General features: G+C 63.7%; 1 protein-coding gene. It reads left to right on the top strand.

Features of this window, described 5'->3' with window-relative positions; genetic code table 11:
• Positions 1-210: hypothetical protein (locus Dsi01nite_RS57015; RefSeq protein ID WP_203854897.1), on the top strand; the 210-nt coding region annotated here is incomplete at its 5' end.
• Positions 211-510 lie beyond the last annotated feature (300 nt).

Raw genomic sequence — 510 nt, 5'->3', positions numbered from 1 at the left:
TGTCTACGCCGCGATCCGGGTGATTTGTCCGAAGTTTGTAAGCCGGCGGCGGTGTGGCACCACCGAATGGCGACCTCGACGGCGGTGGATCATGTGGGTGCGGGGCTGGCTTGGGATTACCGCAAGGCGGCATGGGCCGGGACTACGCAATCCTGTCGCCCGGACAGCGATCTCCCGCACCCGCTCGTGATCTCCTGCACCCGCTTGTGATCGAAGGAGCGCCGTGGTTGTCGGGGCGGCCATCCGGCGACTTCGATCAATCGGGCAAGATCGAAAGTTCGCGGTGCGGGCCGTGCTCGGGCCCGATCCGGGTGATTTGTTCGAGGTTTTTCAGCCAACGGCGGTGTTGTAGCACCGAATGATGACCTCGACGGCGCTGGATCATGTGAGTGCGGGCCTGGCTTGGGATCACCGCAAGACGGCAGCCAGGGTGACCACGCCACCCTGTCGCACGGCCGAAGGTCGGGCGGTGCCATCAAGTCCCCGCAACTGAAGCTGAATATTTGAAGG

Origin of the sequence: Dactylosporangium siamense, assembly GCF_016862795.1 — a bacterium.
Classification (GTDB): domain Bacteria; phylum Actinomycetota; class Actinomycetes; order Mycobacteriales; family Micromonosporaceae; genus Dactylosporangium; species Dactylosporangium siamense.
This window is presented reverse-complemented; position numbering and strand designations above follow the sequence as displayed.